Source organism: Streptomyces sp. NBC_01232 (assembly GCF_035989885.1).
Classification (GTDB): Bacteria; Actinomycetota; Actinomycetes; order Streptomycetales; family Streptomycetaceae; genus Streptomyces.
Map to the genome: position 1 here is coordinate 2,472,769 of NZ_CP108518.1, position 26,274 is coordinate 2,499,042.

25 protein-coding genes and 1 riboswitch are annotated in these 26,274 nt (G+C 72.4%); of the genes, 5 read left to right on the forward strand and 20 right to left on the reverse strand.

Annotated features, from left to right (window positions below; genetic code table 11):
• Nucleotides 1-31: 31 nt before the first annotated feature.
• From OG444_RS11630 to OG444_RS11645, 4 genes are all read right to left on the reverse strand, one after another.
• Nucleotides 32-1,060, reverse strand: coding sequence for a 6-phosphofructokinase (locus OG444_RS11630; protein ID WP_327266746.1), 1,029 nt, complete (start codon nt 1,058-1,060; stop codon nt 32-34).
• Nucleotides 1,061-1,296: 236 nt separating this feature from the next.
• On the reverse strand, nt 1,297-2,004 hold the full coding sequence (locus tag OG444_RS11635; protein WP_327262090.1) for a response regulator transcription factor: 708 nt from the start codon (nt 2,002-2,004) through the stop codon (nt 1,297-1,299).
• On the reverse strand, nt 2,001-3,218 hold the full coding sequence (macS, locus tag OG444_RS11640) for a MacS family sensor histidine kinase (RefSeq protein WP_327262091.1): 1,218 nt from the start codon (nt 3,216-3,218) through the stop codon (nt 2,001-2,003). Before macS ends, OG444_RS11635 begins: the two co-directional genes overlap by 4 nt.
• 38 nt (nt 3,219-3,256) lie before the next feature.
• Nucleotides 3,257-4,015, reverse strand: a complete 759-nt coding sequence (locus OG444_RS11645) for a lysophospholipid acyltransferase family protein (RefSeq protein ID WP_327266747.1) — start codon at nt 4,013-4,015, stop codon at nt 3,257-3,259.
• Between the two features lie 170 nt (nt 4,016-4,185).
• Between OG444_RS11645 and OG444_RS11650 the strand changes: the two genes are divergently transcribed.
• Nucleotides 4,186-4,965 (forward strand): alpha/beta hydrolase, encoded by a 780-nt coding sequence (locus OG444_RS11650; RefSeq protein ID WP_327262092.1) that lies wholly within the window; start codon nt 4,186-4,188, stop codon nt 4,963-4,965.
• The gene (locus tag OG444_RS11655; RefSeq protein ID WP_327262093.1) at nt 4,958-5,596 is read left to right on the forward strand and encodes a hypothetical protein; all 639 of its coding nucleotides are present in this window, start codon (nt 4,958-4,960) and stop codon (nt 5,594-5,596) included. Before OG444_RS11650 ends, OG444_RS11655 begins: the two co-directional genes overlap by 8 nt.
• Before the next feature lie 151 nt (nt 5,597-5,747).
• Here OG444_RS11655 and OG444_RS11660 read toward each other — a convergent pair whose 3' ends face one another.
• From OG444_RS11660 to OG444_RS11685, 6 genes are all read right to left on the reverse strand, one after another.
• Nucleotides 5,748-6,497 carry an endonuclease/exonuclease/phosphatase family protein gene (locus OG444_RS11660; protein ID WP_327262094.1) on the reverse strand — a complete coding sequence of 250 codons (750 nt, stop codon included), beginning with the start codon at nt 6,495-6,497 and terminating at the stop codon, nt 5,748-5,750.
• An 80-nt stretch (nt 6,498-6,577) separates the two neighbouring features.
• Complete coding sequence (locus tag OG444_RS11665; protein ID WP_327262095.1) at nt 6,578-7,519, reverse strand: ROK family glucokinase; 942 nt, start codon at nt 7,517-7,519, stop codon at nt 6,578-6,580.
• Nucleotides 7,520-7,589: 70 nt separating this feature from the next.
• Nucleotides 7,590-8,057 (reverse strand): DUF5304 domain-containing protein, encoded by a 468-nt coding sequence (locus OG444_RS11670; RefSeq protein WP_327262096.1) that lies wholly within the window; start codon nt 8,055-8,057, stop codon nt 7,590-7,592.
• Nucleotides 8,058-8,135: 78 nt separating this feature from the next.
• Nucleotides 8,136-9,305, reverse strand: a complete 1,170-nt coding sequence (locus OG444_RS11675; RefSeq protein WP_327262097.1) for an ArsA family ATPase — start codon at nt 9,303-9,305, stop codon at nt 8,136-8,138.
• A 31-nt stretch (nt 9,306-9,336) separates the two neighbouring features.
• Nucleotides 9,337-9,777 (reverse strand): SRPBCC family protein, encoded by a 441-nt coding sequence (locus OG444_RS11680; RefSeq protein ID WP_327262098.1) that lies wholly within the window; start codon nt 9,775-9,777, stop codon nt 9,337-9,339.
• A 163-nt stretch (nt 9,778-9,940) separates the two neighbouring features.
• Nucleotides 9,941-10,759, reverse strand: coding sequence for a metallophosphoesterase family protein (locus tag OG444_RS11685; RefSeq protein WP_327262099.1), 819 nt, complete (start codon nt 10,757-10,759; stop codon nt 9,941-9,943).
• A 243-nt stretch (nt 10,760-11,002) separates the two neighbouring features.
• Here OG444_RS11685 and OG444_RS11690 point away from each other — a divergent pair, with 243 nt between their 5' ends.
• Nucleotides 11,003-12,799, forward strand: a complete 1,797-nt coding sequence (locus OG444_RS11690) for an AMP-dependent synthetase/ligase (protein WP_327262100.1) — start codon at nt 11,003-11,005, stop codon at nt 12,797-12,799.
• 18 nt (nt 12,800-12,817) lie between these two features.
• On the opposite strand, the gene OG444_RS11695 is transcribed toward OG444_RS11690, so the two are convergent.
• From OG444_RS11695 to OG444_RS11725, 7 genes are all read right to left on the reverse strand, one after another.
• Entirely contained in the window at nt 12,818-14,434 is a 1,617-nt protein-coding gene (locus tag OG444_RS11695; protein ID WP_327262101.1) for a GMC oxidoreductase, read from the reverse strand.
• A 283-nt stretch (nt 14,435-14,717) separates the two neighbouring features.
• Entirely contained in the window at nt 14,718-15,860 is a 1,143-nt protein-coding gene (locus tag OG444_RS11700; RefSeq protein WP_327262102.1) for a glycosyltransferase family 4 protein, read from the reverse strand.
• Between the two features lie 23 nt (nt 15,861-15,883).
• Nucleotides 15,884-16,999 (reverse strand): hypothetical protein, encoded by a 1,116-nt coding sequence (locus OG444_RS11705; protein ID WP_327262103.1) that lies wholly within the window; start codon nt 16,997-16,999, stop codon nt 15,884-15,886.
• Nucleotides 17,000-17,024: 25 nt separating this feature from the next.
• Entirely contained in the window at nt 17,025-18,080 is a 1,056-nt protein-coding gene (locus OG444_RS11710) for a C40 family peptidase (RefSeq protein ID WP_327262104.1), read from the reverse strand.
• A 245-nt stretch (nt 18,081-18,325) separates the two neighbouring features.
• Nucleotides 18,326-19,354: a C40 family peptidase gene (locus tag OG444_RS11715; RefSeq protein WP_327262105.1), complete on the reverse strand. Its 1,029-nt coding sequence runs from the start codon at nt 19,352-19,354 to the stop codon at nt 18,326-18,328.
• A 252-nt stretch (nt 19,355-19,606) separates the two neighbouring features.
• A complete protein-coding gene (locus OG444_RS11720) occupies nt 19,607-20,971 on the reverse strand; it encodes an NYN domain-containing protein (protein WP_327266748.1) in 1,365 nt (454 codons plus the stop codon).
• A gap of 40 nt (nt 20,972-21,011) precedes the next feature.
• A complete protein-coding gene (locus tag OG444_RS11725) occupies nt 21,012-21,251 on the reverse strand; it encodes a hypothetical protein (RefSeq protein WP_008738811.1) in 240 nt (79 codons plus the stop codon).
• A 136-nt stretch (nt 21,252-21,387) separates the two neighbouring features.
• Here OG444_RS11725 and OG444_RS11730 point away from each other — a divergent pair, with 136 nt between their 5' ends.
• The gene (locus tag OG444_RS11730; RefSeq protein WP_405788611.1) at nt 21,388-22,110 is read left to right on the forward strand and encodes a rhomboid family intramembrane serine protease; all 723 of its coding nucleotides are present in this window, start codon (nt 21,388-21,390) and stop codon (nt 22,108-22,110) included.
• Nucleotides 22,107-22,388 carry an Lrp/AsnC family transcriptional regulator gene (locus tag OG444_RS11735; protein ID WP_030013053.1) on the forward strand — a complete coding sequence of 94 codons (282 nt, stop codon included), beginning with the start codon at nt 22,107-22,109 and terminating at the stop codon, nt 22,386-22,388. Before OG444_RS11730 ends, OG444_RS11735 begins: the two co-directional genes overlap by 4 nt.
• A gap of 387 nt (nt 22,389-22,775) precedes the next feature.
• Here OG444_RS11735 and OG444_RS11740 read toward each other — a convergent pair whose 3' ends face one another.
• From OG444_RS11740 to trpD, 3 genes are all read right to left on the reverse strand, one after another.
• Nucleotides 22,776-23,360, reverse strand: a complete 585-nt coding sequence (locus OG444_RS11740) for a ferredoxin (protein ID WP_327262107.1) — start codon at nt 23,358-23,360, stop codon at nt 22,776-22,778.
• Between the two features lie 13 nt (nt 23,361-23,373).
• Nucleotides 23,374-24,765, reverse strand: coding sequence for an aminotransferase class V-fold PLP-dependent enzyme (locus OG444_RS11745; RefSeq protein ID WP_327262108.1), 1,392 nt, complete (start codon nt 24,763-24,765; stop codon nt 23,374-23,376).
• A 198-nt stretch (nt 24,766-24,963) separates the two neighbouring features.
• A riboswitch (SAM riboswitch) is annotated at nt 24,964-25,080 on the reverse strand.
• A gap of 91 nt (nt 25,081-25,171) precedes the next feature.
• The gene (gene trpD, locus OG444_RS11750; protein ID WP_327262109.1) at nt 25,172-26,236 is read right to left on the reverse strand and encodes an anthranilate phosphoribosyltransferase; all 1,065 of its coding nucleotides are present in this window, start codon (nt 26,234-26,236) and stop codon (nt 25,172-25,174) included.
• Between the last annotated feature and the right edge of the window lie 38 nt (nt 26,237-26,274).

The window sequence follows — 26,274 nt, forward strand, 5'->3', positions numbered from 1 at the left end:
CACCATACGGCCCATGGTGTCGGGTCGCCGCTCAGCCGAAGAAGACCCCGGCCTCCGTGTAGAGCGCGGGATCGACCGTCTTCAGCTTCGACGTGGCCTCCGCGATCGGCACCCGGACGATGTCCGTCCCCTTGAGCGCGACCATCTTCCCGAAGTCCCCGTCGCGCACCGCGTCGATCGCGTGCAGCCCGAACCGGGTCGCCAGCCACCGGTCGAAGGCGCTCGGCGTGCCGCCCCGCTGGATGTGGCCGAGGACCGTCGTGCGGGCCTCCTTGCCGGTCCGCGCCTCGATCTCCTTGGCCAGCCACTCGCCCACGCCGGAGAGCCGGACGTGACCGAAGGAGTCGAGGGTGCCGTCCTTCAGCACCATCTCCCCGTCCTTGGGCATCGCGCCCTCCGCGACCACCACGATCGGCGCGTAGCTCGCCCGGAACCGGGAGGTCACCCAGGCGCAGACCTCGTCCACGTCGAAGCGCTGCTCCGGGATGAGGATGACGTTGGCGCCGCCGGCGAGTCCCGAGTGCAGGGCGATCCAGCCGGCGTGCCGGCCCATGACCTCGACGACCAGGACCCGCATGTGGGACTCGGCGGTGGTGTGCAGCCGGTCGATGGCCTCGGTCGCGATGCCGACCGCCGTGTCGAAGCCGAAGGTGTAGTCGGTGGCGGACAGGTCGTTGTCGATGGTCTTCGGCACGCCGACGCAGGGGATGCCGTACTCCTCGTACAGCCGGGCCGCGACCCCGAGGGTGTCCTCGCCGCCGATCGCGATGAGCGCGTCCACCTCGTACTTCGCGAGGTTGTCCTTGATGTCCCGCACGCCGTTCTCCGTCTTGAACGGATTGGTGCGCGACGAGCCGAGGATGGTGCCGCCGCGGGGCAGGATGCCGCGGACGGCGGGGATGTCGAGGGGGACGGTCCGTCCCTCGATCGCACCCCGCCAGCCGTCCTTGAACCCGACGAACCCGCAGCCGTACTCCTGCTCGCCCTTGCGGACGACCGCCCTGATCACCGCGTTGAGCCCGGGGCAGTCGCCGCCGCCGGTCAGCACTCCGACCTTCATGGAATCTCCAATCGCCATGACGGTCACGCTAGTGGTGACCCACGTCACATCAAGGGTGCTGGAGAGGGCAATTCCGGTGGAATCGTGAGGCGTTGCGTACGCCCGTTCACTCGTACGAGGACGTAAGTACGATCGTCGGGCGGTGCGGACCCCCGAACAGGGCTGCGCGTCGGCTAGGTCGTCTCTTTCGGATCTTGCCGGGCCCGCGTCGACCGACAAGATCCGAAAGAGACGACCTAGGCGTCGTCGAGGCCGCGCTCTATGGCGTACCGGACGAGCTCCACCCGGTTGTGCAACTGCAGCTTGCCCAGGGTGTTCTGGACATGGTTCTGCACGGTGCGGTGGGAGATGACGAGCCGCTCGGCGATCTGCTTGTACGACAGCCCCTTGGCCACCAGCCGCAGCACCTCGGTCTCGCGGTCGGTGAGTTGGGGCGCCTTCGGCTCGTCGGAGGTGGTCGGCAGCGGGTCGGTGGCCAGGCGCCGGTACTCGCCGAGCACCAGCCCGGCCAGGCCCGGGGTGAAGACCGGGTCGCCGGCCGCGGTGCGGCGCACGGCGTCGATCAGCTCCTGGGCGCCGGCGGACTTCAACAGGTAGCCGGTCGCACCGGACTTCACCGCTTCCAGGACGTCCGCGTGCTCACCGCTGGCCGACAGGACCAGGACCCGCAGGGCCGGGTTGGCGCCGACCAGCTCCTTGCAGACCTGCACGCCCGGCATCCCGGGGAGGTTGAGGTCGAGGACCAGCACGTCGGGCGTGACGGCGTGGGCCCGGCGGACCGCCTCGGGGCCGTCGCCGGCGGTGGCGACGACGTCGAAGCCGGCAGCGGCCAGGTCGCGGGCGACCGCGTCCCGCCACATCGGGTGGTCGTCGACGACCATCACCCTGATCTCGTGCAGCTCGTTCGGCCTGTTCGGGTCGTTCACGTCGGTGCGCTCGCTCATCTCTTGTCCGTCCTCCCCCTGGGTACCTTCAGTTCCACTTCGGTGCCCTGCCCGGGAACGGACACCAGATCGGCACTGCCGCCGAGATCGCGCAGCCGGCCGCGGATGGACAGGGCCACCCCCATCCGGCCCTCGCCCGCCGCCTGGTCGAGCCGGCCCGCGGGGATGCCGGGGCCGTCGTCGCGAACCGTCACGATCACTTCGTCGCCCCAGTCCTCGACCAGGATCCAGGCCCGTGCCCCGTCCCCGGCGTGCTTGCGCACGTTGTCCAGGGCGGCGCCGACCGCCGCGGCCAGTTCCTTCGCGGCGGGCGCGGGCAGCGGCACCGGGGTGCCCGGCTCGGCGAAGCTCACGCGGGACCCGGCGTGCGGGGCGAGGAGCGTGCGCAGATCCAGCTCGGCGTCGTCGCCGCCCGGCTCCTCCACCTCGTACGTGTCCACCAGCGCGCCCCGCGATTCGTCGCGGGAGACCCGGGAGGGCTGTGTCAGCCCGCTGGACACCAGCGTGCGCAGCGCCACCTCCTGCTCCCCCGCCATCCGGCCGAGCTCCTCGGCCTCGCCGCCCAGCTCGCTGCCGCGCCGCTGGACCATGGCGAGGACCTGGAGGACCCCGTCGTGGATGTCGCGGGCGAGGCGCTCGCGTTCGCGGGTGGCGGCCTCGATCTCCAGGGCGCGGGCGAGGGTGTTCTCACTGGCCCGGGCGACCTCGACCACGTAGCCGATGGCGACCGAGGCGACCCAGACGAGCAGGACGTTGTGCAGGGTGTCCCGGGTGGGCTGGCCGGTGTGGATGGCCAGGTTGGCGGCCGCGACGAAGGTGGAGGCGAAGCAGGCCCAGCGCCAGCCGCCCTTGATGGCGAAGGCGAGGACCGCCCCCGCCGTCCAGATGGTGGGGAGGGTGCTGCCGCCCTCGGTGATCCGCTCCTGGGTGTCGGCGACCGGCGTGAGCACGATGCCCACGATCGCGACGGTGAGGTCGGCGACGAGGAAGCCCTTGGTGCAGCTGGCGGCGTTCGCCACCTTGCGGGAGGTCGCGAAGGTCCAGATCGCCAGGAAGGCGAGGTAGCCGACCGCGACCCCGGGGCGGGGGAACTCCTTGTACGCGGCGGCGAACAGCAGCACCGCGTAGACCATGGTCAGCAGCCGGTACGCCGTCAGGGCACGCCAGAGCGGCTGCTCGACCGACATGCGTACGACGCGTTCGCGTTTCGCCATCTCCCCCACCCCTCGCGGGCCGTGCCGCCCGCGCCCGGCTAGACCGACGTACCGTCGGCCTTCCCGGTGTTGTCCGGCTTCTCCGCCTTCTCGGCCTTTTCCGCCTTCTCGGCCTTGGCGGCCTTCTCGGCGTCGGCGATCTGGCGCTTGGCCGCCGTCGCGTAGATGTCGACGTACTCCTGGCCGGAGAGCTTCATGATCTCGTACATGACCTCGTCGGTCACCGAGCGGAGGATGAAGCGGTCGTTGTCCATGCCGTGGTAGCGGCTGAAGTCGAGCGGCTTGCCGATCCGGATGCCCGGGCGCATCAGCTTGGGGACCACCTTGCCGGGCGGCTGGATCTTCTCCGTGTCGATCATCGCGACGGGGATCACGGGCGCACCGGTGGCCAGGGCCACGCGGGCCAGGCCGCCCGGCTTGCCGCGGTAGAGGCGTCCGTCGGGTGAACGCGTGCCCTCGGGGTAAATACCGAACAGCTCCCCGCGTTCGATGACGTCGATGCCGCTCTGGATCGCGGCCTCGCCGGCCCCGCGGGCGCCGGAGCGGTCCACCGGGAGCTGGCCGACGCCCTTGAAGAAGGCGGCGGTCAGCTTGCCCTTGACCCCCGGGGAGGTGAAGTACTCCGCCTTCGCGATGAAGGTGACCTTCCGGTCCAGCACCGCCGGCAGGAAGAAGGAGTCGGAGAAGGACAGGTGGTTGCTCGCGAGGATCGCCGGCCCCTCCGCGGGAATGTTCTCGAGGCCCTCCACCCACGGCCTGAAAGCGAGCTTCAGTGAACCGCCGATCGAGAACTTCATTGCGCCGTAGATCAACTCGAAAGCCTTCCTGTGTCTGTCGAACAGACCATATCCCGTGCCTACACCGGCAGCGGCCCGACGACCCTGGCCGGTGCCACCCCGGTCGCGTACGGTGAAGTCACACAGAGCAACGCACCCACCCGACGTACATCATGATCAAGGAGACCCTGGTGCCCGTCCTCCCTGGAGCCGAGCCGTTCCGCCACGAGGGCGGAGAGGTCGGCGTCCTCCTCTGCCACGGCTTCACCGGTTCCCCGCAGTCGCTGCGCCCCTGGGCCGAGTATCTCGCCGGGCGGGGCCTCACGGTGTCGCTCCCGCTGCTGCCCGGACACGGCACGCGCTGGCAGGACATGCAGCTCACGGGCTGGCAGGACTGGTACGCCGAGGTCGACCGCGCCCTGCGGGAGCTGCTGGACCGGTGCGAGCAGGTGTTCGTCTTCGGGCTGTCCATGGGCGGGGCGCTGACCCTGCGGCTGGCGGCCAAGCACGGCGACGCCATCAGCGGCATCGTGCTCGTCAACCCGGCCAACAAGGTGCACGACCCGCTGGCCGTGACCCTGCCGGTGACCAAGCACTTCATCCGGTCCACCCCGGGCATCGCCAGCGACATCGCGAAGCCGGGCTCGGAGGAGGTCGGCTACGACCGGGTCCCGACCCGTGCCGCGCACTCGCTGAAGAAGTTCCTGCAGCTCGTGGACGCCGAGCTGCCGCAGGTGACGCAGCCGTTGCTGCTGCTGCACAGCCCGCAGGACCATGTCGTGCCGCCTGTCGACTCCGCACGGGTACTGGCCCGGGTCTCCTCGACGGATGTCACCGAGACCCTGCTGGAACAGAGCTACCACGTCGCGACGTTGGACCATGACGCGGAGCGGATCTTCGCGGACAGCTATGCGTTCGTCGGCCGCCTGGCGGAGAGCGTGGGCAGGGAGGGGGCGGAGGCCGGTGGCTGAGCACGAGGAGCAGTCGGGCGGGGTGCCGCCGCTGGACGAGGAAGCGGCGTGGGCGGCGATCGTCGCCGGGTACGGGCAGGAGCCGCCGGACCCGCCGGGGGCCCGGCCGTTCAAGCCGATCGAGAACCTCCTCCTGCCGGAGGAGGACGTCAAGCCGCTGCCCGCGGAATCCGGACCGGAGCAGAAGCCGGGCGCGGAGCCCGGCCCGAAGCCGGACGGAAAGTCCGACGCGAAGCCGGACGCGAAGCCCGGGCCGGACGCGGACCCGGAGCCTCCGGCGGCGCTGGGCAGCTCCGTGGTCTTCGCCCCGGGCGTGGGCATGGCGGGCCCCCGGGACCACTCGCTGTCGGAGCCGAAGGACGACGACCTGACTCCGGCGGAGGAGGGTCACTTCGTTCCCCCGGAGCCGGAGCTCCCGGAGGCGGACACGACGTCGAAGTTCGCGTGGCTGGCGGTGGTCGGCGGCCCGGTGCTGCTGCTGCTGGCGGTGCTCCTGCAGTGGGAGATGACCTGGTGGCTGACGACGCTGGGCATCGGCGGCTTCCTCGGCGGCTTCGCGACGCTGGTGGCGCGCATGGCGCACGGCGACGAGGACGATGACGACGATCCGGGCCGCGGCGCGGTCGTCTGACCCCGCCGCCTCCCGGGCAGTCGGCGGCGGCGCCGGTTTCGGCTGATACCGGTCGCCCTGCTCCTCGCAGCCCCGCCGGCGATCGAGGTACGAAGGTCCGGGGGCAGCGCCCCCGGCCACGTCGCCGCACCCGGACCCCTGGACCGCCGGTCTACGGCGCAGCCGCGAGGCGCAGGACCGCCAGCACCGGCAGGTGGTCCGTCGCCGCCCGGAGGTCCCCGGACGAGACGCCCGGCAGGCCCTCCGGGACCCCGCAGGCCAGTACCTCCACCCCCTTTGTGGCGAAGACGGCGTCGATCCGGCGGTCCGGCGCCTCCGCCGGGAAGGTCGCTCCGCCGCCCCACGGGGCCACCTCCCGGCAGTCCTGCAGCTCGGCGGCCAGCCGCCCGTACGCCGGCCCGTCCGGGCCCTCGTTCAGGTCGCCCCCGACGATCGTGTACGGCACGTCCAGCCCGGCGAGGCGCTCCAGCAGCCTCTCCGCGTGGTCCCTGCGCTCCTCGGGCTGGAGCGACAGGTGTACGGAGGCCAGGCCCACCCGGACGCCCCCGACCCGGATCACCGCCGTGGCGAAGCCCCTGCGGTGCAGTCCCGGCGAGCGCGGCAGCAGGACGTCCTCCGTGCGCTCCACGAAGACCCGGAGCGAGCACAGCAGCAGCGGCCCGGCCGCCGTCGCGCCCCCGCCCAGCACCACCAGGTCGCACTTGGCGGCGAGGCGCGCGGCGTGTTTGCGCCACCGGAAGAACCGCGGGGCCTCCTGCACGAGGACGAGGTCGGGCTCGCACGCCCGGATGACCCGGGCCAGCGCCTCCTCGTCGTCGCGCAGCGAGCGGATGTTGTAGCTGAGTACCCGGATCACGGCAGAACCGTCGGGCTCCGTACGGGACTTCGGCAGCTGGTCCATGCTTCGCAAGATACGCAGCCGCCCGCCGCTCCCCCAAGGGGCGCGGCGGGCGGTGAGCGTGGAAAGAAGGGTGAAAGCGATCAGCCCTGGCGGGCGAGGTCGGCCGCGCCGACGAGCCCGGCCTTGCCGCCGAGCTGCGCTGCGAGCACCTGTGCGTGCGGGCGCCAGGCGCCGCCGACCAGCCAGCGCTTGAAGGACTTGCGGATCGGGTCGAGGACGAGGTCGCCCTCGTCCGAGACGCCGCCGCCGACGATGAAGGCGGAGGGGTCGAACAGCGAGGCCAGGTCGGCCAGTCCCGCTCCGGCCCAGCGGGCCAGTTCGCGGAAGGCGTCGATGGCCACGAGGTCGCCCTGCCGGGCGGCCTCGCTGATGTGCTTGCCCTCGATGCCCTCGGCGGTGCCGTCGCCGAGAGCGAGCAGGATGGCCGCGTTCTCGGGGGTGGCGTTGGCTCGCTGCTTCGCGTACCGGACGAGCGCGCGCCCGGAGGCGTACTGCTCCCAGCAGCCCTGGCTTCCGCAGCCGCACAGCAGTCCGTCCGGGACGACCCGGATGTGCCCGAACTCGGCGGCGACGCCGAAGCGTCCGCGGCGCAGCTTGTTGCCGATGATGATGCCGCCGCCCAGGCCGGTGCCGAGCGTGATGCAGATGACGTCCTCGTGGCCCTGGCCGGCGCCGAAGCGGTATTCGCCCCAGGCCGCGCAGTTCGCGTCGTTCTCGACGACGACGGGCAGGCCGATGCGCTGCTCGACCTTGTCCTTGAGCGGCTCGTGCCGCCAGTTGATGTTGGGCGCGAACAGCACGGTCGCGCGCTTGTCGTCCACGTATCCGGCGGCGCCGATGCCGACGGCCTCGATGGTGTGGTTGCTGCTGACCTCGGATACGGCGGCGCAGATGGCCTCCGTCACTCCGTCCGCGGTCGGCGGGGTGGGCACCTTGTACGTCTCAAGGATGGTGCCCTCTTCGTCGACCACGCCGGCCGCGATCTTCGTGCCGCCGATGTCGACGCCGATGGTGAGTCCCATTAGTCCCTCGGTTTCCGGTCAAACCCCGCCACGGCCAACCGTACCCGAGGGGCCGGGGGTGTCCGGTGGATCAGTCGAGATCGATCCGCTCGGGCGGGCCGTCGTCGGGGCCCTCGTCGCGGGGGTCGCGGTCGTGGGACGCCTGCCGGGGGGCGGGGGGTTCGTCGCCCCGCGTCCAGCGGCGTTCGTGGCCCTCGACGGCCGAGCGGTAGGCGGCGAGCAGTTCCGAGCCGGCGGCCGCGAGGTGGTCGAAGACCTCCGGGTTGCGCTCGATGACGGGCTTGGCGGCGGTCTTGGCCTGGTCGACGATCTGGCGCACCGCGCCCTGTGCTGCCACGCCGAACAGCGGGTTGTTCAGTCCGGAGACCTTGTCGGCGACGGCTTCGAAGAGCTTGAACAGCTCCTCGGCGGCGGTGCCGGTGGCGCCGGCTCCGCTCTCGCCCGCTCCGCGCAGGCGCTCCTTCTCCGCGGCGAGGTCCTCGGCGCAGGCCCTGGCCCAGGCGTCGTCGTCGGTGGGACGGTCGGTGGCCTCGCTCATGGCGGACTCTCTCCTGCGGCGGCGGCTGGGCGTGCGGTACTGGCTACCTTCGACGGTACCCGAACGGGGGTACGCGGTTCATCGCGTACGGGGCCACAGCCCCGGGTCGGGGGTGAAGCGGATGCGGAGCTCCCCCTGGGCGAGGGCGGCGCCGGAGACGGTGCAGCGGCGCAGCGCCGAAGGGAGCGGAACGATCCTGCGGTACGGGCCCGCCGTGAGCAGCAGCTCGTCGCCGCGGCGGACGAGGTCGAGGTCGCTCTTGGTGGCGCCGGGCAGCGGTACCACCCAGACGAGCACCCCGTCCTCGGCGAGCCGGTCCTCGACGGCCCAGGCCCGGCGGGGTGCGGGCGCCCCGGGTACGAGCCCGCGGGCGGCGGCGAGCCGTTCCAGGTCGTGCGGGCCCCGCGGGTCGTGGCCGAGGTGGGTGAGGGCCACCACCGGGAGCTCCTCGGCCCACTCGGCGGCGTACTTCTCGTGCTGGGCGGCGAGCCCGGCGAGCCACGGGTCGGCGGAGCCCTGCGGGGCCATGCGGTTGGCGACGACGGCGGAGACGGGCAGCTGCTGGAGGGCGAGCCCGAGCCGGCCGAGGCGCAGCGCGTCGGCGGCGGCGGGGCCGGGTTGGGCGACGAGCCGCAGCTCGGTGGTGTCGGCCTCGACGACGGCCTGGACGGCGGCCAGCTCCTCGTCCCAGCGGGCGGCGGTCTCGTAGAGCCACTGCGCGGGCATGGGTACGCCGGCCAGCTGGGCCAGTACGGGCCTCAGGGCGCGGGCGGCCTGCTTCTCCGCGGGGAGCAGCCGGGCGAGGTAGCGGCGCAGCTGGGCGGGGAGGGCGAGGACGGCGAGGGTCCGGTGCAGCGGCGGCATGTCGACGACGACGAGGTCGGTGCCGGGTGCGGCGGCGGCCCGCCGCAGGGCGCGGAGCAGGGCGAACTCTTCGGCGCCGGGCAGTTCGGTGATCTCCTCGGCGCCCAGGGGCCGGGCCCCGACCATGCCGAGCAGGGCGGATCCGCGCTGCTGGAGGGCGACGAGTTCCTCGCGGAACTCCTCGCCGGAGTCGACCCGGGCCACCCGCAGCCCGGGGACGGCGGTGTCGCCGGCCGGGTCGCCGGCCAGGGCGGCGAGCGGGTCGCCGATGTCGCCGGAGAGCAGCAGCACCCGCCGCCCTTCGCGGGCCGCCGCGAGGGCGGTGGCCGCCGCCACGGTGGTCCGCCCGGCCCCGCCGGGGCCGGTGATCAGCAAGGTGTGCATGTGCGGGTGCTCCGGTGTGCGGGAAGCGGGCTCAGACGGCTTCGACGCGCTTCTTCAGGCCCGCGAGCGCCCGGTCGATGATGACCTTCTCGGCCTTGCGCTTGATCATGCCGAGCATGGGGATCTTGACGTCCACGGTCAGCTGGTAGGTGACCTCGGTGCGCTTGCCTCCGTCGACCGCGGTGAGGCGGTAGGAGCCGTCCAGCTGGCGAAGCATCTGGGACTTGTCCAGGGTCCAGCTGACCTCGTCCGTGCCCTTCCAGGTGTAGGCGAGGGTGTGGTCGTCCTTGATCGCGCCCGCGTCGAGCAGCAGGCGGACCTTCTCGGCGCGCCCGTCGGCGTCGGTGGCCAGCACCTCGGCCTCCTTCACCTCGCCGGTCCACTCGGGGTACCGGGCGAAGTCGGCGATCACGGCCATCACGTCGGTGGGCGCAGCCTCGATCGTGATGCTTGAGCTGGTGTGTTCCGCCATCGCGGTCGCTCCTCCGGGCTGGGGGTACCTCCCAGCGGCAGCTGGGGTGGTTCGAGGATGTGTGCGGCCTGGGGCCGCCGCGTGAAGGCTACCGCGCGTGCGGACGTCGCCACTCCAGTGCCTCCCGGACCCTGCCGGGGCCCGCCGTGATGCGGCTTGATCCCTACCATTCGAGAGCCCAGGGGCGGCCGGTGGCCGCGAAGTGGCCGACGTTCACGCACTCGGTGGCGCCGATGCGCATCCGCCGGGCGAGCGGCTGGTGGACGTGTCCGAAGAGGGCGTAGCGGGGCCGGGTGCGGCGGATCGCGGCGAGCAGGGCCTCGCTGCCGCGTTCGAACCGGCGGGCGACGGTGTCGTAGCAGAGCTCGGGCACTTCCGGCGGGATGTGCGAGCACAGGACGTCGACCTCGCCGAGGGCCTCGACCTTGGCGGCGTACTCCTCCACGTCCACTTCGTAGGGGGTGCGCATGGGCGAGGGCAGTCCGCCGCCGACGAAGCCGAAGACGCGGCCGGCGATCTCGACGCGCTGTCCGTCGAGCACGGTGAGGCCGTGGCGGTCGGCGTACTCCGGCCACAGGCCCGGAATGTCGACGTTGCCGTAGGTGGCGTACGTGGGGGTGGGGAAGGCGGCGAACATCTGCGCGTACTGGCGGCGCACGGCGCCCTCGATCAGGGACTCCCGGTCCAGTCCGGCCCACAGCTGCCGGCCGAAGGCGTGGGCCTCCTCGAAGCGGCGCGCGGTGCGCAGCTCGACGATCCGGTCGGCGTTCTCGACGCCGAACAGGTCGGGGAAGATCCCGCGCGAGTGGTCGGCGTAGTCGAGGAAGAGCACGAGGTCGCCGAGGCAGATGAGGGCGTCGGCGCCCTCCCCCGCCCGGGCGAGGGCCTCGGTGTTGCCGTGCACGTCGCTCACGACGTGGACCCGTGTTCGGCTCGATCCGCTCGTGCCGCCGCCGTTCTCGCCCCGCTTCGTGCCAGCCATGCGGACAACCCTAGGGGGACTCGTGAGGGCCGGGTAGTGGGAGTGTGAAAGGTCGGCCTACCTGCGGTTACTTCCGAGTCGCCAGAGGGGTCGACTACTGTCGGCACGTTGGAGCCGGGCTGTGTGAGTGCAGAATGTGACGCACGGAACATCTGGCCGGTTCCCTCTATCGGGAACCCACTACCGGTGGGTAACGTCCGGTCGGTCCACATGGTGGCGATGGCGCCCAGAGGAGCAGCAGTCTTGCGCGAGTTCAGCCTTCCGGCCCTGTACGAGGTCCCGTCGGACGGGAACCTGACGGATCTCATCCGCCGCAACGCCGCTCAGCACCCAGACACCGCCGTCATGAGCCGCAAGGCCGACGGCCGGTGGCAGGACGTGACGGCGACCGAGTTCCTTGCCGAGGTCCGTGCCACGGCCAAGGGCCTGATCGCGGCCGGCGTCCGTCCCGGCGACCGTGTCGCCCTGATCTCCCGCACCCGCTACGAGTGGGTACTGATCGACTTCGCGATCTGGAGCGCGGGCGGCGTCACCGTCCCCGTGTACGAGACCAGCTCCCCCGAGCAGATCCAGTGGATCCTCGGCGACTCCGGCGCCGTCGCGGTCGTCGTGGAGAGCGCCGGGCACGGCAAGGCCGTGGCCTCGCTGCGCGACCGCCTGCCGGAGCTGCGCGAGGTCTGGGAGATCGAGCAGGGGGCGGTGGAGGCGCTGAAGGCCGCGGGCGCGGCCGTCACCGACGCCGAGGTCGAGGAGCGCAGCAGCCTCGCGAACGCCGACGACCCGGCCACCATCGTCTACACCTCGGGCACCACCGGCCGCCCCAAGGGCTGTGTGCTGACCCACCGCAACTTCTTCGCGGAGTGCGGCAACGCGGTGGAGCGCCTGAGCCCGCTGTTCAAGACCGGCGAGTGCTCGGTGCTGCTGTTCCTGCCGGCCGCGCACGTCTTCGGGCGCCTGGTGGAGGTGGCGGCCGTGCTGGCGCCGATCCGCCTGGGCTGCGTACCGGACATCAAGAACCTCACCGACGAGCTGCAGTCCTTCCGTCCCACGCTGATCCTCGGCGTCCCCCGGGTCTTCGAGAAGGTCTACAACTCGGCGCGCGCCAAGGCGCAGGCCGAGGGCAAGGGGAAGATCTTCGACGCGGCGGCCGACACGGCCATCGCCTACAGCCGTGCGCTGGACACCCCGCGCGGCCCGTCGTTCGGGCTGAAGCTCAAGCACAAGATCTTCTCGAAGCTGGTCTACAGCAAGCTGCACGCGGTCCTCGGCGGGCGCGGCGAGTACGCGATCTCCGGCGGCGCGCCGCTGGGCGAGCGGCTCGGGCACTTCTTCCGCGGCATCGGCTTCACGGTCCTGGAGGGCTACGGCCTGACCGAGTCCTGTGCCGCGACCACCTTCAACCCGTGGGACAAGCAGAAGATCGGTACGGTCGGCCAGCCCATGCCGGGCTCCGTGGTGCGCATCGCCGACGACGGCGAGGTGCTGCTGCACGGCGAGCAGATCTTCACGGGGTACTGGAACAACGAGGCGGCGACCGCCGAGGCGCTGACCGACGGCTGGTTCCACACCGGCGACGTCGGCACCCTCGACGAGGACGGCTACCTCACGATCACGGGCCGCAAGAAGGAGCTCATCGTCACGGCGGGCGGCAAGAACGTGGCCCCCGCGGTGATCGAGGACCGGATCCGGGCGCACGCGCTGGTCGCGGAGTGCATGGTGGTCGGCGACGCGAGGCCGTTCGTGGCCGCGCTGGTCACGATCGACGAGGAGTTCCTCGGCCGCTGGGCCGCGGAGAACGGCAAGCCGGCCGGGGTCACGGCGGCGGAGCTGCGCGAGGACTCGGACCTCATCGCCGCCGTCCAGAAGGCGATCGACGACGGCAATGCGGCGGTCTCCAAGGCGGAATCGGTGCGGAAATTCCGCATTCTGCCCTCCCAGTTCACGGAGGAGTCGGGCCACATCACGCCGTCGCTGAAGCTCAAGCGCAACGTGGTGGCGAAGGACTACGCGGACGAGATCGAGGCGCTCTACCGCGGCTAGTCCGCGGCCGGCCTCGCGCTAGCGGGGGTCCTCGGCGAGGATCCGTGCCATGTTCCGCTCCGCGAGGGCGGTGACGGTCACGAACGGGTTCACGCCGAGCGATCCGGGGATCAGGGAGCTGTCGACCACGTACAGCCCCTGATATCCCTTGGCCCGCCCGTACACGTCGGTGGCGTCCCCGAGGACGCAGCCGCCGAGCGGGTGGTAGGTGAAGTTGTCGGCGAAGGCCCTGTTCCCGCCGAAGAGGTCGTAGCGGTAGATGGTGAAGTTCCGCCGGTTGATGCGGTCGAAGAGGTTCTTCGCCGCGTTGACCGAGGGCGTGTTCTGGTCCCGCCGCCAGTTGAGCCGCGCCGAGTCGGTGGCGGCGTCGTAGGTGAAGTGCCCGCGCTCCCGGTTCTTGGTGATGGCCAGGTACATCGAGATCCAGTGCTCGATGCCCATGGGGAGCGGGGCGATCTCGGCGAAGACCGGATTCGCGGCGTTGTCCCAGTCGTCGATGCCCATCGCGGGCATGGTGGCCTGGTTGCAGCCGACCGTGTCCCACAGGTGGTTGGCGCGGGCCGTCATGATGTTGCCGTTGGGGCCCCAGCCGAGCCCGACCCTGTCGCTGAGCGCGGGCAGGGTTCCGCTCTCGCGGGCCCGCAGCAGGATCTCGGTGGTGCCGAGGCTCCCGGCCCCGAGGAAGAGCTGCCTGCAGCCGAGTTCGCGGACCTGGGTGACCCGTCCGGTGACATCGCTGGTCCGCACCGTCAGGACGTACCCGCCGGCCGGATCGGGCCGTACGCCGACCACGCGCTGCATGGTCTCGATGGTGACGTTCCCGGTGCCCAGGGCTGCGGCGAGGTAGGTCTTGTCGACGCTCTTCTTGCCGTGGTTGTTGCCGTAGATGACCTCGCCGGCCAGTGCCGAGCGGGGGGCGGTGCCGGCCGCCTCGCGCTTCATGTGCTCGAAGTCGTAGACGTTGGGGACGAAGACGGTCTTCAGGCCGGTGTTCTGGGCGTGCTTGCGGGAGATCCGGGCGAAGCGGTACCACTCGGTGGACTCGAACCAGGCCGGGTCGATGTCGTTCACCCCGAGCATGGCGCGGGCGCGGGGGTAGTACGTGCCGTACATCTCGTCGGCGTCGACCTGGGGCAGCACCTCGGAGAAGTACGAGCGCCGGGGCGTCGGGGCCATCCCGCCGTTGACGAGCGATCCGCCCCCGACCCCGCGCCCCACGTACACGGACATGTCGCCGTAGTTCACGCGGTCGAGGACGCCGGGGTACGGGCTGATGTCGCGGTTGACCACGTCGAGCCAGAGGAACTGGGCGAGCGGGGCCTCGGTGCGGTTGCGGAACCACATGGAGCGCTGGTCGGGCGCGGAGGTGGAGGGGAAGACCTTGCCGTCGGGTCCGGGAGTGTCCCAGAGCCGGCCCATCTCCAGCACGACGGTACGTACGCCCGCCTGCCCGAGGCGCAGGGCGGCGACGGCGGATCCGTAGCCGGAGCCGACGACGATGGCGGGGGCGTACTGGGCGGCGGCGGGCTCCACGGCCGCGGCGGAGGCCGCCCCGATCCTGGTGAAGCCGAGTGCGGCGGCGGTCGAGAGGGCGCCGAGTCCCAACAGATGACGGCGCGTCAGATTGGATGTCATGGCCGCATCATGGGCGGAATCCAGCCTTCCGCCCAGCCGCGGTATTGACAGACATCTGAGGAACAGTCAGACGTGGCTGCGCAGATGCTTACCGGCGGCTCCGCCGTCGGGGCTCCGCCCCGAACCCCGCTCCTCAAACGCCGGAGGGGCCGGATACTGCCGGCGCGGGCTGACAGTTTCAGCCCGCGCCAGGCGAACGGCAGCAGCCGAATCCAGCCCCGCCGGCGTTTGAGGCGCGGGGGTCCGGGGGCAGGGCCCCCGGCAGCGGCGCCGCACCCGGCGATCAGAGCAGCTCGCGAAGCCGTTCGGCCAGAAGGTCCCAGCGCCAGCGGTCCTCGACCCATGCACGGCCGGCAGCGCCCATACGCGCCCGTAGCTCCGGATCCTGCAGCAGGGTGACGATCCGGTCCGCCGCCTCCTCGGGGGATCCGCCCCGAACGACCCAGCCCGTCTCACCGTCCAGCACCGCGTCCGGCGCCCCGCCCGAGTCGCCCGCGATCACCGGCAGACCCGTCGCCGAGGCCTCCAGGTAGACGATGCCGAGCCCCTCCACGTCCAGTCCGCCCCGCCGGGTCCGGCACGGCATGGCGAAGACGTCACCCGCGCCGTAGTGGGCCGGGAGCTGCGACCACGGGACGGCTCCGGTGAAGACGACCGAGTCCGCGACCCCCGTCCGGACGGCCAGCTCCCGCAGGTCCGCCTCGTAGGGCCCGCCGCCCACGATCAGCAGCACCGCGTCGGGCACCGCCGCCAGGATCCGCGGCATCGCCTCGATCAGCGTGTCCTGCCCCTTGCGCGGCACCAGCCGGGAGACGCAGACGACCACCGGCCGCTCCGTCAGCCCGAGGCGGGCCCGCACCTCCGCTCCGCCCGATCCCGGGTGGAAGGTCTTCTCGTCCACGCCCGGCGGGAGTTGGACCATCCGGGCCGCCGCCCGGTCCGTCACCGCGGAGGCGATCCGCGAGCGCGTGTACTCCCCCAGGTAGGTCAGCGTGTCGGTGCCCTCGCCGATCCGCCGCAGCAGCTGCCGCGCGGCCGGCAGCTGGGCCCAGCCCGCCTCGTGCCCGTGCGTGGTCGCCACGATCCGCCGCGCACCCGCCCGCCGCAGCGCCGGGCCCATCAGCCCGAGCGGGGCCGCCGCCCCGAACCACACCGACTCGCAGCCGTGTTCGCGCAGCAGTCCCACCGCCCGCCGCGTCACGCGCGGGGTCGGCAGCAGCATCGTCGTACGGTCGCGGACCACCTGGAACGGCTGCTCCGCGTCGAAGGCCGCGGTGGCCTCGCGGCCCTCCGCGCTGTGCTTCCAGGTGGAGGCGTAGACGACGATCCGGTCGGGATCCAGCCGTAGCGCCATGTTGTGCAGGAAGGCCTGGATGCCGCCGGGTCGCGGCGGGAAGTCGTTGGTCACGATCAGCGTCTTGTGCATCGCTGCCAACGTACCGGACGCCCTCAGCGGAACTCCTCCCGCAGGGCTTGGCGCCAGTCCTCCGTCAGCGCCGCCGGATCCACGCCGAGGGCCCCCCGCACCGCCACCGGCCACGGCTCGCGCCCCGCCCTCCCGTACAGGTCCACCAGCGCCGCCTCGCCCCATCGCTCCGCGATCATCCGGCAGGCCAGCCAGGACCCCTCGTAGGCCCGCGCCAGCGCCTCCGGGTCGCCGCCGAAGGCGAAGTCCCGCGCCCCGGGCAGCTCGCCCGGCACGTCGCCCCGCCGCACGGCCCTGGCCAGCGCGGGGGCGGCCTGCTCCGGCGTGGCGGGGCCCGCGCGGTACGCCGCCCAGTCCGCGAAGCCCTCGGAGAGCCACAGCGGGGTGGTCGCGGTGGTCGCCGCCCGGGTGGCCACATGGGTGACCTCGTGGGTCAGGACGACCGCGCGGCCCGCCGGGCTGAGCTCCGCCCACCCCTCCGGGTTGACGACGACGCGGTCGGCGGGGGCCGCAGCCGCACCCACCCGGCCGGTCGTGACGGCCCCCATGCCCCGGTACTCGGCGGCCGGGCGGCCCAGCAGCTGCGCCATCCGGTCCACCGAACCGGGCACCAGGACCACCGCCCGCCCCGCCCAGGGCCCAGGCCAGGCCTTGCTCACCGCCGGCACCGCCCGGTCGGCCTCCGCCGCGATCGCGGACAGCGTCCCGGCGTCCTGCCCGACGCCCAGCACCAGCGAGTGCGCCCCGCGGACCACCGCCACCGGGCCCTGGTCCCACAGCTGCGGCAGCGCGCCCGGCGCGGCCCGGTCGCCGGTGACCCGCCACCGCCCGCCGTCCCGGGTGAGGCGCACCTCGCGCGCCGAGGCGGCCGCGGCCGCGTCGTAGCCGGCCAGCCGGTAGCGCAGCTCGGCCCGGGCGGTGGCCCCCGCGCCGTCTCGCCCGACCGCGGAGACCTCGTACTCCCATCCCTCCAGCGGGATCCCGGCGAGCTGCGCGGGCGGCGTCCGCGACCAGTCGGCGACGGCCTCCCGGATGTCCCGCTCGGCGCCGTCCCGCGGTGCGGGCGCCCCGCACCCGGCGAGCAGCGCGCTCAGCAGGAGCGGCAGCACGCGTACGAGGGACCGTCGGACGGGGGACATCCGACGATCGTACGCACGGGTGCGGTCAGGGGCGGGTCACCGAAGAGACGGGCATCATCCCGACGGGGTCGTAGCGCACCCGGGCCCCGGGGTACGGCGCGTGCACCACCTGGCCGTTGCCCACGTACATGCCGACGTGGCTGGCGTCCGAGCGGTACGTCACCAGGTCGCCCGGACGGGCCTGCGACAGCGGCACCTGCCGCCCGGCGTGCCGCTGGGCCTGCGAGGTGCGCGGCAGGGAGACCCCCGCCTGCCGGTACGACCAGACCATCAGCCCGGAGCAGTCGAAGCCGGAGGGGCCGGTGGAGCCCCACACGTAAGGCCGGCCGACCGCGGCCCGGGCCGCCATCACGGCGGTCGCGGCGCGCCCCGAGGAGGCGCCGAGGGAGGGGAGGTCGGGCAGCCCCTCGGGGCGGCCCCCGGAGCGCGAGGCGCGCTCGTAGTCGGCCCGCTCCTCGGAGGGCATGGCGTTGAGCAGCCGCCGGGCGGCCGCGAGCTTCGCGGTGACGGAGCGCTTGTGCCGGGCCACGTCGGAGCGCAGGGCGTCGAGTTCGGCGAGCTTGCGGGAGGCCTCCTGGCGCTCCTGGCCCAGTTCGCGCTGCTCCTCGCGGAGTTCGTCGAGCTGCCGGGCCTGGCGGCCGGTCAGCCGGTCGAGGGCGGCGGCCTGCTCCAGGTACGCGTCGGGGTTCTCGGCCAGCATCAGCCCGACGGCGGGGTCGATGCCGCCGCTGCGGTACTGGGCCCCGGCGAAGGTGCCGAGGACGCCCCGCATGGTGTTGATGCGTTCCTGGCCGCGGGCCACCGCGTCCTGGGCCCGGTTGACCTCTGCGCGGAGCCGGTCGGCCTTCTCGCCGGCCTCGTTGAAGCGTTCGGTGGCCTGCTCGGCCTCCTCGAAGAGCCGGTCGACCTGGGCGCTGATGCCGGTTCTCGCCCCGCCGCCGGGTTCGTGCGGGAGTCCGGGGGCCGCACTTGCGGGTACTCCCGTCATGGCGACCGCGGCCGTGGCCGCGGCGGCGGTGAGGACGGTGACCTTCGTGTTCCGGTCGAGGCTGCCGAGCCCGGGCCGGCGATGGGACGCCACGTGAAACCGCTCCCTTCCGCTGTGCGGGGCCCGGGTCCGCCCCCCGTGGACGGCCGTGTGCCGGGTTCCGCGCTGGCAGACAGTAGCGGCGCCACCACACACCGGCCAACGACCGCCGGAGGGCGCACATGCCGACGCCCCGCAGGAGACGCAGGTCACCGGCGGGGCGTGTGGTCAGACGCGGGCCCGGGAATTCGCCCGGATGGGCGGCGTACGGCGCGTCCCGGACCGCGGGGCGGAGCGGATCAGCCGATCCGGACGCCGAACTGGAACGGCATGTTGTCCATGGACTCGTACTTGATGCCGCTGCGCGGGTTCGAGGCGTGCAGCGTCATGTTGTTGCCGGCGTAGAGGCCGACGTGGTGCAGGTCCCCGTAGAAGAAGACGAGGTCACCGGGCTGGAGCTGGCTGCGGCTGATGCGCGTGCCGTCGTTCACCTGGGTGAAGGTGGTGCGGCTGATGTTGACGCCGGCCTGCTTGTACGCCCACTGGGTCAGGCCCGAGCAGTCGTAGACGTTGGGGCCGGTGCCGCCGGACTGGTAGGTGAAGCCCAGCTTGGTCTTGGCGGCGGCGAGGGCGGCTCCGGCGCGGCCGGAGGCCTTCACGTTGCCGAGGTCGACGCGGGAGCTGTCGGCGCGGCTCGCGCGCGTCTCCTCGTCCTTGAGCGCGGAACGCTCCTGCGCGGTAAGGGTGTTGAGCAGGGCCTGGGCCGCGGCGAGCTTCTCCGTCGAGACCTTCTTCTTCTCGGCGAGTTCCTTGCGGGTCGCGTCGAGGTCGGCGAGCTTGCCGGAGGCCTCCTGACGCTGCTGCGCGAGGGTGCGCTGCTTCGCCTGGATCTTCTGGACCGCTTCGACCTGCTTGCCGCTCAAGTGCTCCAGGGTGGAGGCCTTGTCGAGGTAGCTGTCGGGGTCCTCGGAGAGGAGGAGGGCGAGGGAGGGGTCTATGCCTCCGTTGCGGTACTGAGCGCTGGCCATCGAACCGAGCGTGCTGCGCAGGTCGTTGAGGTCGCCCTGCCCGCGCGCCACCTGGTCCTGGAGCTGCCCGATCTCCTTCTCCAGCTTGTCCTGGCGTTCCTGGGCCCCGTTGTACTTCTCGGTGGCCTGCTCCGCCTCTTCGTAGAGGGCGTCGACCTGGGTCTTGACCTCGTCCTTGCTCGGCTTGGCCGGAGCGGCGGAGGCACCCTGGGCGGAGAGGGCGACGGCCGCGGCCGCGACCGAGGTGAGCACGGTCACACGAGCGCGGGTCGGCTGCTTGGGTCGACGGTGGGACGCCACGAAGGCGAGCTCCTTCTTCCTCGAGCCGCCGAAGAACGCAACTCGGCAGCACCTTCGCCGCCACTCCGAATGAGTGATCTACCGCACGAAGGTTTGACCAGACCCTAGTGACCCATCTGTGATCAGTTCAAATCCTGCCGGGAAAAAATTCGGTCCCTCACCAGGTTCTTTACCTACAGCGCACGCTCTGTGCAGGGCACTTGACGGTGCGTCCTCCACAGGACCCATCAATTCCGGCATTCGGCACGGGAGTTAGGAAACGCGCGAAAGCCGCTTCAGCAACAAAGCGGACGTTACGGGCCTCGCTCCCGCCTTGGCCACCCCGTCGGCGACCTCCCGGTCCGTGGAGACCACGACCACCGGCCGGCCGGGCGGCTCCGCACGCACCAGCTGGCGGATCAGCTCGTCCGCCGTCACCCCGGCCTTGGAGAACAGCACCCGCACCCCGCGCGGCGGCGCGAGCAGCACCGGGGCCGCCAGCTCCGCCCCGTCGAAGACACAGGTCATCTCCGCGCCCGTCTGCGCGGCCAGCATCGACAGCCCGCCCAGCAGCCGCAGCCGCTGCTTCTCCAGCGGCATCGTCGGATAGCCGGTCTTCGTCACGTTGTAGCCGTCGACCACCAGATGGGCCTGGGGCAACGCCAACAGCTGGTCCAGCAACGCCGGATCCGTCTCCGACAGGGCCCGCGCCGCGATGTCCTTCGGAGTCATCCGGCCCGGCTCCACCGCCTCCACGGTGTCCGCCGGCCGCGTCGACAGGGGCGGCAGCGCAAGCTCCCGGCGCAGCCCCTGGGCCGCGTCCAGCACGGTGTCCAGCAGCAGCCGCAGCCGCATGTCCTCGATGCTGCGCCCCTCGCGCGTGGCCCGGCGCGAGGTCTCCAGCGCCGTCTCCACCTCCGCGAGACGCGACTTGACCCGACGGGACTCGCTCTCGGCGGCGGCCACCCGGGCGGCCGCGTCGCCGCGGATCCCGTCGATCTCCGCATTCACCTTGCGCAGGGCCGCTTCACCCCGCTTGACGTCGCTCAGGGCGCTGCGCAGCTTGCGCTGAAGCGATTCCGCTTCCTTGCGGGCCGCGTCCAGCTCGGCCCGCACCTGATCGCCGCCCGTGCGCTGCAGTTCCCGTACGTGGGCCAGCTCCTCGCGCAGGCGCTCCAGCTCGCGCCGGGTCTCTTCGCCGACCCGCTCGGCGTCGGCGCGCTGCGCCTCCTCGCCCGCGGCGGCCACCAGCTTGACCCAGCCGGCCGGCCGCAGGACGAAGGCGGCGGCCGCGACGTCCAGAGGATCCGCGGCCGCCGGCGGCGCGCCCGCCTCCAGCGCGGCGGCCAGATCGGCCTGCGCCTCGCGCACCTTGTCCGCGACCCTGCTCCGGAACACGGCGTCGGACTCGACCGCCGCGGCCATGGCGTTGCCCGCGAACTTGGCGCGCCGGGTCGGGGTGAACCGGGCATACTGGCGCAGCTGCGCCGGGAGGTCCGCGACCGTCAGTCCGCCGAAGGCGTCCGAGACGAGCGCGACGACCCGGCGCCGCACGCCTTCCGGCAGCGGGTGGTCGAGCGCCTCGGCGGCGTCGCCGGCCGCGTCGGCCGGCTCAGCGCCGCTTGCTGGCTCCACAATCCGTCACCCCTACCGTGATCTTCCTGTGGGTGCGCCTCCGTCAGGAGTCCGCGCCCGGCCTGTCCACGAGCTCGATCTGGTCCACCGCGTTGCACCAGCGGCAGCGGACCGACTCGATGGTCTCATTGACCACCTCGCGTTCCTCGACCTTGGGCTCCCCGGCGAGGTCCAGGTGGACGTACTCCACGACCTTCGACGATCGGGTGACGTCGAAGCGCGTGAGGTTGCCGCACAGGGTGCAGCGCCACCGGGTGGTGTCGGTCGGCAGGGGAACCGTCATCAGGCCGCTCTCTCCTTCGTAGCTGATTCAATTAAAGCTGCCCGCGCCGCCGTATGCGTCGTCCTGCGGACCGCAGCTCGTAACCCTACGGCCTGCCACCGCTTCAGGTGGGTCCCCTTGCGTCATGCTCTGTCACATGATCGTAAGGTGGCGGGCCGTTCGCGAGGCCGCCCGGGGACCGGTGGTCACCCATGCGCTGATGGCGGGCTGCGCCGTGGTGTTCGTCCTCGGTCCGGCCTCGGGACTCAATCCGGTCTACGGGACGGGCGACGAGCTGCTGTCCGCCGGGGCCGCGTACTTCCGGCGCTGGGGCGTCGTCCCGGACGAGCTCTTCACGGGCACCCCGCGCGCCTGGCTGACCCCGCTGACCGCATTGTTCGTCCACGGCAGCTGGCTGCACCTGCTCGGGAACATGCTCTTCCTGCACGTCTTCGGCGCGATGGCGGAGGAACGGATGGGCCGCCCGGCCTTCATCGTCTTCTACCTCTGTACGGGCTACCTGGCGATGGCGGCGTACGCGGCGGCCAACGCGGGGTCCCCGCAGACGCTGGTCGGTGCGTCCGGTGCCATCTCGGCCGTACTGGGCGCCTTCCTCTTCCTGCTCCCGCGGGCGAGGGTGACGAGCCTGTTCCCCTTCCTCTTCTTCCTGCCGCTGCGGTTCCCCGCGTGGATGGTGCTGCTCTTCTGGTTCGCCCTGCAATGGGTGGCGGCGCAGCGGGCCGGCAGCGGGCCGGGGGTCGCCTATCTGGCCCATCTGGTGGGCTTCTCCCTCGGCTTCCTGTACGCGTGGGCCCGCTATCGGGGTGCGACTAGAGTGAGGCGACCAGCGACGGCCACCGAGGGAGACAGCCAGCCGTGATCACCGCGATCGTGCTCATCAAGACCAGCGTGGACCGGATCCCCGAGATCGCCGAGTCCATCGCCGCCCTCGAGAACGTCAGCGAGGTCTACTCCGTCACGGGGACGTACGACCTGATCGCGCTGGTCCGCGTGGCCCGCCACGAGAACCTGGCGGACATCATCCCCGGCCGCATCAGCAAGATCCCGGGCGTCGAGGCGACGGACACGCACGTGGCCTTCCGCACGTACTCGCAGCACGACTTGGAGGCGGCGTTCGCGATCGGCCTGGACGCGTAGCACCCTGCGGGCTGCTCGGCGGTGTGCCCTGCGGTGTGCGGCTCGGCCGCGTCGTGCCTCGGGCCGCGCCTCAATCGCCGGCGGGGCTGGGGTGTGCGGGGTTGTCGGCTGGCACGGCCGGAGTCCTGCCGTGGGGTGGGGACACGCAGGAGGGTCCCCGGAGGACGAGCGCGCGACCGCGGCCGCCCGGCCGTGACGGGCCCGCGCGCGCCGAGCCGAGGAGACTCTCGTGCGGGGCACCGCCCCACACCACCCAGCCCCGCCGGCGTTTGAGGCGCCCCCCGGGCCGTGACAGGCCCGAGCAGACGGGCACCGCCGAGCCGCCCGGCACGGGCACCGCCGAGCCGCCCGCAGGGCACCCGGCACCGCGCTACGGTCACCGCAGGGTCAGAGCCGCGGCAGGCGGTCCGACGGACCCGCCGGGCGGCCTTCCGTCAGGTGGAAGACGTAGCCGCGCAGGTACTCCTCCAGGCCGTCGTCGATGTACGCCACGTACGCCCCGGCCCCGCCCGCCGCCTCGCGTTCGTCCGGCCGCGTCGACACCGACCAGCTCCGCTCCAGGCCCACGGCCCACTCGCGGACGCGGCCCCGGTCCCGCCACCACTCCCGCACCAGCTCCGGCGTCCACCGCTCGTCCCCGTCGCTCGCGAATCCGGCCATCGGGTCCTGCCAGGCCGCGGCCATGACCCGGTACGTCTCCTCGGGCGTGCGCGGCTGGCGGTAGACGAACTCCTGGCCGGACTCGTCGTCGTAAAGGATGTGGTCCGGCGCGACCTCGCGGCCCACCCAGCAGGTGTCCGTCACGGCTCCGTAGAACGGCCCCGGCACGTTCCGCCAGTTGCGGTCCGACCACGCGTCGGGCCAGGCGTCCCACAAGAGGGTGTCGTACACGGGCACCCACTCGGCCAGGCCCGGCAGGGGCTGGCCCTCCACGCAGGCGCGGAGGGTCGGTATCGGATCCCAGTAGCTCATGATCCGTACGGTGTCACACGGCCGGGACGCAGCGGCCTTCCTCCGTGCGGTACTGCCACTTGGCACCGTCCGCGACGAGTTCCTTCACCGCGCGGACGAAGCGGTCCACGTGCTCGTCGGGGGTGCCCGCACCGAAGCTGACGCGGATCGCGTTCAGGGAGCGCTCCCCCGGGGCTGCCTCCGGGGCACCGCATTCGCCCTGGGCCTGCGGCTCGCTGCCGAGCAGGGTGCGGACCAGCGGGTGGGCGCAGAACAGGCCGTCGCGGACGCCGATCCCGTACTCCGCGGACAGGGCCGCCGCGAAGTGGGAGCTGTTCCAGCCGTCCACCACGAAGGAGATGACGCCGACCCGCGGGGCGTCGTCGCCGAAGAGGGAGAGGATCCGCACCGCCGGGACCTCCGCCAGGCCGCTGCGGACCTTCGCGACGAGGTGCTGCTCGCGGGCGACGAGGTTCTCGAAGCCCGCCTCGGTCAGGGCCTTGCAGGCCGAGGCGATGGAGTAGACGCCGATGACGTTCGGGGAGCCGGCCTCGTGGCGGGCGGCCGTGGTGTGCCACTCGACGTCCACGCCGCCGTCCTCGCGCCGGGCGACCTTGCGGGAGGCCCCGCCGCCGGCCAGGTACGGCTGGGCCTGCTGCAGCCAGTCCGCGCGGCCGGCGAGCACGCCCGAGCCGAAGGGCGCGTAGAGCTTGTGCCCGGAGAAGGCGACCCAGTCGACGTCGAGCTCCTGGACGGAGACGGGGTGGTGCGGGGCCAGTTGGGCGGCGTCCAGCACGATGCGCGCGCCGTGGGCGTGCGCGGCGGCGGCGAGTTCCTTGACGGGCCACAGCTCGCCGGTGACGTTGGAGGCGCCGGTGACGCAGACGAGGGCGGGACCGTAGGGGTCGCGGTCGGCGAGGGCCCGCTCCAGAGTGGCGACGGCCTCGGCCGGGGTGCGCGGCGCGTTGAGGTAGGTGACCTGCGCGTCCACCCACGGCAGCAGGGAGGCGTGGTGTTCGGTCTCGAAGACGAACACCTGGCAGTCGGCGGGGAGTACGGCGGCGAGCAGGTTCAGCGAGTCGGTGGTGGACCGGGTGAAGACGACCTGGTCGGTGGGGCGGCAGTCGAGGAACTCGGCGACGGTGACGCGGCTCTGCTCGAAGAGGTCGGTGGAGAGCTGCGAGAGGTACCCGGCGCCGCGGTGCACGCTGCCGTAGTACGGGGCGTACGCGGCCACGTCGTCCCAGACGCGCTGCAGGGCGGGGGCGCTGGCCGCGTAGTCGAGGGCCGCGTAGGTGACCTCGCCGCCGGTGACGAGGGGGACGGTGACGTCCCGGCCGAGGACCGCGAGCGGCTCGGCACAGGCGGGGTCCACGGCGGTGGCGACGGCGACGGCGGGGGCAGCAGTGTTCAGGGATGCGGACATGGCGATATCTCCCGGCAGGCAGGGCTGAATGGCTTCGGTGTGCCCGTACGCACGTGGGTACGGGAAGATCCCCGGAAGGTGAGGAGGCCGCACGGAAGCAGCCCTGGTCCGAGGGTGAAGTGGGGGCGGAGTCGCCCTATCGCATTCGCTTGCTCACGGAAAACGCTCCTCGAGAGACCAGGACCCCTGGTGTCGAGGGATCCGCGCTTGCCGTAGGCCTTGCTGCCTACGACCTGGTCATCACCCGGGGCACCCCGCCACGGAAGGAGGGTTGCCGGACAGCAAGCCGGGGCCTAAACGCTGTCACTCGTGACCTGTTCAGCATCCTGCCACAAGATCACGCGAACGCAAGACCCCGGTCCGCATGGTGGACCGGGGTCATCGCTTTCACGCCGTTCCGGCGCCGCTACGCGTTGCTGGCCGCCACCCAGCGCTCCAGGGCGGCCCGCGCCGCACCCGAGTCGATCGATTCGGCCGCACGGGTGATGCCGGCCGCGATCTGCTCCTCCAGGGTGCCCGTGCCGGGGTCCAGGGCCACCAGGGCCGCCGCCGAGTTCAGCAGCACGGCGTCACGGACCGGGCCGGTCTCGCCGGCCAGCAGGCGGCGGGCCACGTCCGCGTTGTAGGAGGGGTCCCCGCCGGCGAGCGCGGAGACGTCGACCAGGGAGATGCCCACGTCGCGCGGGTCGAAGGTCTGCTCGGTGACCTTGCCGTCGCGGACCCACCAGATCCGCGAGGTCGACGCCGTGGTCAGTTCGTCCAGGCCGTCGTCGCCGCGGAAGACCAGCGCGGAGGAGCCCCGCTCGGCGAGGACGCCCGCCACGATCGGAGCCATCCGGGGGTCGGCCACGCCCGAGGCCTGGGCCCGCACCCGGGCCGGGTTCGTCAGCGGGCCGAGGATGTTGAAGGTGGTGCGGATGCCGAGTTCCTTGCGGGCCGCCGCCACGTGGCGCAGGGCCGGGTGGAACTTCACCGCGAAGCAGAAGGTGATGCCCGCCTCCTCGGCGACCTCGACGACCCGGGCGGTGCTGAGGTTGAGGTTGACCCCGAGCTTCTCCAGCACGTCCGAGGAGCCGCTGGCGGAGGACGCGGCCCGGTTGCCGTGCTTGACGACCTTGGCGCCGGTGCCGGCCACCACGATCGCGGACATCGTGGAGATGTTCACCGTTTTGGCCCCGTCGCCGCCGGTGCCGACGATGTCGACCGTGCGGCCCGGGACCTCGATCAGGTTGGCGTGCTCGTACATCGCCCGTACGAGGCCGTTGATCTCCGCGACCGTCTCGCCCTTGGCCCGCAGCGCGACGGTGAAGCCGGCGATCTGGGCGTCGGTGGCCTCCCCGCGCATGATCCGGTCCATCGCCCAGGCGGTGTCCTCGGCGCGCAGGTCCTGGCCGGTCAGCAGAGCGTCGAGAACGCCCGGCCACCCACGGGCCGCCACGCTGTCGCCGCCTGCCGGGGTCGCAACGTTCATGGTCCGCTCCTGCTGTTGGTGGGCCGTCCCCATATTCT

Bases quoted from the DNA above. Each gene is read 5' to 3' on its own strand.
- OG444_RS11695 (WP_327262101.1), bottom strand. From the start codon at position 14,434: ATGACATCCAATCTGACGCGCCGTCATCTGTTGGGACTCGGCGCCCTC.
- OG444_RS11740 (WP_327262107.1), bottom strand. From the start codon at position 23,360: ATGAGCTACTGGGATCCGATACCGACCCTCCGCGCCTGCGTGGAGGGC.
- OG444_RS11635 (WP_327262090.1), bottom strand. From the start codon at position 2,004: ATGAGCGAGCGCACCGACGTGAACGACCCGAACAGGCCGAACGAGCTG.
- OG444_RS11645 (WP_327266747.1), bottom strand. From the start codon at position 4,015: ATGAAGTTCTCGATCGGCGGTTCACTGAAGCTCGCTTTCAGGCCGTGG.
- OG444_RS11680 (WP_327262098.1), bottom strand. From the start codon at position 9,777: ATGGCGGAACACACCAGCTCAAGCATCACGATCGAGGCTGCGCCCACC.
- OG444_RS11675 (WP_327262097.1), bottom strand. From the start codon at position 9,305: ATGCACACCTTGCTGATCACCGGCCCCGGCGGGGCCGGGCGGACCACC.
- macS (WP_327262091.1), bottom strand. From the start codon at position 3,218: ATGGCGAAACGCGAACGCGTCGTACGCATGTCGGTCGAGCAGCCGCTC.
- OG444_RS11745 (WP_327262108.1), bottom strand. From the start codon at position 24,765: ATGTCCGCATCCCTGAACACTGCTGCCCCCGCCGTCGCCGTCGCCACC.
- trpD (WP_327262109.1), bottom strand. From the start codon at position 26,236: ATGAACGTTGCGACCCCGGCAGGCGGCGACAGCGTGGCGGCCCGTGGG.
- OG444_RS11700 (WP_327262102.1), bottom strand. From the start codon at position 15,860: ATGCACAAGACGCTGATCGTGACCAACGACTTCCCGCCGCGACCCGGC.
- OG444_RS11730 (WP_405788611.1), top strand. From the start codon at position 21,388: ATGATCGTAAGGTGGCGGGCCGTTCGCGAGGCCGCCCGGGGACCGGTG.
- OG444_RS11660 (WP_327262094.1), bottom strand. From the start codon at position 6,497: ATGGACCAGCTGCCGAAGTCCCGTACGGAGCCCGACGGTTCTGCCGTG.
- OG444_RS11670 (WP_327262096.1), bottom strand. From the start codon at position 8,057: ATGAGCGAGGCCACCGACCGTCCCACCGACGACGACGCCTGGGCCAGG.
- OG444_RS11685 (WP_327262099.1), bottom strand. From the start codon at position 10,759: ATGGCTGGCACGAAGCGGGGCGAGAACGGCGGCGGCACGAGCGGATCG.
- OG444_RS11665 (WP_327262095.1), bottom strand. From the start codon at position 7,519: ATGGGACTCACCATCGGCGTCGACATCGGCGGCACGAAGATCGCGGCC.
- OG444_RS11725 (WP_008738811.1), bottom strand. From the start codon at position 21,251: ATGACGGTTCCCCTGCCGACCGACACCACCCGGTGGCGCTGCACCCTG.
- OG444_RS11630 (WP_327266746.1), bottom strand. From the start codon at position 1,060: ATGAAGGTCGGAGTGCTGACCGGCGGCGGCGACTGCCCCGGGCTCAAC.
- OG444_RS11705 (WP_327262103.1), bottom strand. From the start codon at position 16,999: ATGTCCCCCGTCCGACGGTCCCTCGTACGCGTGCTGCCGCTCCTGCTG.